The sequence below is a fragment of the Candidatus Woesearchaeota archaeon genome (genome assembly GCA_027858315.1).
GTDB lineage: Archaea > Nanobdellota > Nanobdellia > Woesearchaeales > UBA583 > UBA583.
On sequence record JAQICV010000078.1, the window covers coordinates 1 to 3,297 of the forward strand.

The 3,297-nt window shown below is 30.2% G+C and carries 5 protein-coding genes; all 5 read left to right on the plus strand.

Annotated elements, in window-relative coordinates:
• Positions 1-99: 99 nt before the first annotated feature.
• From PF569_07760 to PF569_07780, 5 genes are read left to right on the plus strand one after another with little or no spacing between them, the layout of a single operon-like run.
• Positions 100-906, plus strand: coding sequence for an HNH endonuclease (locus tag PF569_07760; protein ID MDA3856126.1), 807 nt, complete (start codon positions 100-102; stop codon positions 904-906).
• Positions 899-1,891: a metallophosphoesterase gene (locus PF569_07765; protein ID MDA3856127.1), complete on the plus strand. Its 993-nt coding sequence runs from the start codon at positions 899-901 to the stop codon at positions 1,889-1,891. Before PF569_07760 ends, PF569_07765 begins: the two co-directional genes overlap by 8 nt.
• Positions 1,888-2,091, plus strand: coding sequence for a hypothetical protein (locus PF569_07770; GenBank protein MDA3856128.1), 204 nt, complete (start codon positions 1,888-1,890; stop codon positions 2,089-2,091). Before PF569_07765 ends, PF569_07770 begins: the two co-directional genes overlap by 4 nt.
• A 1-nt stretch (position 2,092) precedes the next feature.
• Complete coding sequence (locus PF569_07775; protein ID MDA3856129.1) at positions 2,093-2,677, plus strand: AAA family ATPase; 585 nt, start codon at positions 2,093-2,095, stop codon at positions 2,675-2,677.
• 31 nt (positions 2,678-2,708) lie between these two features.
• Positions 2,709-3,029, plus strand: a complete 321-nt coding sequence (locus PF569_07780) for a hypothetical protein (protein ID MDA3856130.1) — start codon at positions 2,709-2,711, stop codon at positions 3,027-3,029.
• Positions 3,030-3,297 lie beyond the last annotated feature (268 nt).

Below are 3,297 nucleotides of genomic sequence, written 5' to 3' on the forward strand. Positions count from 1 at the left end.
TTTTTGAAGGAGACGAATTAGACCTATTAAAAAATATAAAATATAAAAAAATAGAAACTACTGTAAACTTAGTTAATGATTTAGGATGAGGGAGGATATATGCAAGATAAACAAATCTATAAAAGGGCGAGCCCTGAAACGGCCGTAGACTCCTCAAAACTCAATTTATCAGAAGTAGTTAAAGGCGAGCTATGGAGTACTATAGATGGATATAGTGGGTTATACTATATAAGCGACAGAGGTAGGATCTATAGTGCTATCTCTAATAGACTATTAAGTACCTTGAGTTATGATAATAGTTATATCAAAATACATCTATCTAAGGATTCCAAGGTGAAGACTAAATTAGTTCATAGATTAGTTGCACAGTCCTTTATACTTAATCCTGAAAATAAACCTGAGGTAAACCATAAAGATGGAAATAAGGCTAATAATAATGTATTAAATCTTGAGTGGAATACTAATAAGGAGAACAAGGAGCATGCCTACTTAAACAATTTAACCACTAGAAATATACCAGTTATGCAGTTAAGTCTAGAAGGTAAGCTACTTAATAGGTTTAGGTCGTTTTGTGAAGCTGAAAAAATCACAGGAACCAATCATGGAGACATAGCTCAAGCGTGTTTGAGAGATTCTAGATACGCTAACAAATATCAATGGGTAACAGAGGAGTTATTTGAAGATTCTAGATACATACCAAGAGTTATGAAAAATTCTATAAATTATAGGCAAGTTTACAAGTATGATCTCTCAGGAAGATTATTATCAGAATATAGATCATTGAGTCGAGCTTCTAAGGATAGTGGATTATCAGTTTTCAAATTAAAGAAAGCTTGTAGTAATAGGGACACGTTAAATAATTATATTTGGGCTTACGCCAAAGAGGAGACTATATTAAATGTATAAACGAATAGCAATCACGGGAGACCTACATATTAGAGCAAAGTTCCCCTATTTTGAGTCCAGTAAACAAGTATTAACTTGGATAGTAGATAATGAAGTAGTGAATAATGAGGATACATTATTTATTAATCTCGGCGATATATATGACCAGGATATCAATAATGGAGAGCTTAATAGAATAGTATTAGATTTTCTAAGTCAACTAAAAAATAAAGATAAGATCCTCCTTAATGGTAACCACGACTCAGACACCAATACTACAGCCTTAGAAGCTCTTAGAGTAATAAATGGTGTAGAAGTTATATCTGAAATGGATACAAGAATTATAGAAGATAAAAACTTTCTACTTTTACCTCACATTTACACAGATAGAGAGGGTATTACTATGGAAGAGAATTACTCTAGTATTACGATAAATGAGCCCATAGATTATTGCTTATTCCATGTAATGACTGAGAAAATGAAGTTTCACAAAAAAGCTAAAGTATGCGATCTTTCAAACTTAAATATTAAACAAAGAATAGGTGGTCATAATCATAATTATGACTTAGATCAAGGTGGCGATTACTTAGGAAGCCTACAACCAAACTCTTCAACTGAAAAAGATAAGACTCCTAAAATCTACATAATTGACTTAGAAAAAGGTGAAGATTATACAATAGATGTGCCTTTATTTATCAACTATTATACAGTTACATATCCTGATGCTCTACCAGAAATGAATGTAGAATATCCAATAATAAACATTTTAGATTCTTTAGATAGAAAAGAAGCTGTAGAGTATTATATGAAAGAAGCTAAAGAGAAAGATATCAATCTTACTATCAATCGAGTTTTCCGTAGAAGACTTATGAACGATAAGGAAGAAGTTGAAAATGAGAAAGGTAAAACATATACAACAGATAGTGAATATTTTAATCAGTTTGAAAAAGAGAAGGAAGTAAGTTCTGGAGTGTCAACAATAATAAGGAGAGTAATTAACTTATGAAAGATTTAATTAAAGCATTAGAAATATTCTTAAAATATGGTGATAAAGATTACCCTACTAATTGTAGCCACGACATGTTGTATGTTTGTGTAGATCCAGAGTTAGTATCTGAAGAAGATAAAATAGAGTTAGAGAAATTGAGCTTTAGTGTAGCTACCGAACTTGATGGTTTTTACTCTTTTAAATATGTGAGTTGTTAGAATGAAAAAGAAAGATATAATAGTTTTATGTGGAGCTTCAGCTAGTGGTAAAGACTCTATAGCAAGGAAATTAGAAAAAGGTATATATAACTTCATTGTAAGTACTTCAACACGCCCTATGAGAGCTGGTGAGTCTGAAAACAACCCTTATCACTTCATCAACAATAGTGAGTTTCTAAATATGATTCATAATGATGAGTTAATAGAATATAGAGAATACAACACTTTAGTTGAAAATAAACCTGCTACTTGGTATTATGGAGTTGCTAAAAAAGACATAGACTCTAGTAAGTCCTATGTAGTTGTATTGGATATAGTAGGACTAAAAGAGTTTAAAGAATACTTCGGAGATAGAGTTCTACCATTCTTTATAGAAGCTTCAGAAGAAACAAGAAAACAAAGATGTATTTTAAGAGGTGATTATGATGAAACGGAGTTTAATAGAAGACTTGAGGATGATAGAAAGGTTTTTTTTCAAGAGACTATTGACAAAGAGATAAATTTTAGAGTACAGTCTACTAATATAGATGAAAATGTAGAATATATTCTTGATAAAATTAGCTGTATAAATAACTTTTGTAATTAAAAAATACTATTATACTATACAAGGAGAATTTATGAAATTAACAAAAGATACTCTAATCGAGGGTCAAATTATTAGAAGAGGCACAGAGGTAAAGATTAATGAGGTAGACTATAAAAGCTTAAAAATAGGCAGAAGTTTATTAGATCCAGCTTCAAACTTAGCTTACAATATCCAAAAGATAGATTGGAATAAAGACTGGATTCTTGATCAAAGAGAACCTGCTAAAAAAGGTTTCAGAGGATATAATGCTACAGAGGATTTATTCCAATGGATAGATAACACTCTTTTAGGAATAGGAAACTTATTTGATGGAATAGATCTAATAAATAATGTTTTAGATACCGAGTTTTAATAGATACACTACTAGAATAAAAAAGCCTACTTCTTAACTGATAGTAGGCTTTTTTATACTTGAAACTTTAAAATAAATACTATATAATATCCTAAAGGGAGAATAAATGGATTTACTAGATGAAATAATGACACCAAAACATGCTACAATAAAATATAAAAAAGATAAGAAAAGAACTGTAATTGATAATCCTATTTTATTTTCTAAAGGCTTTAAAATAGATTACACCTTTGTACTAGATAAAATGCCTGAGAATCATAAAATAGAA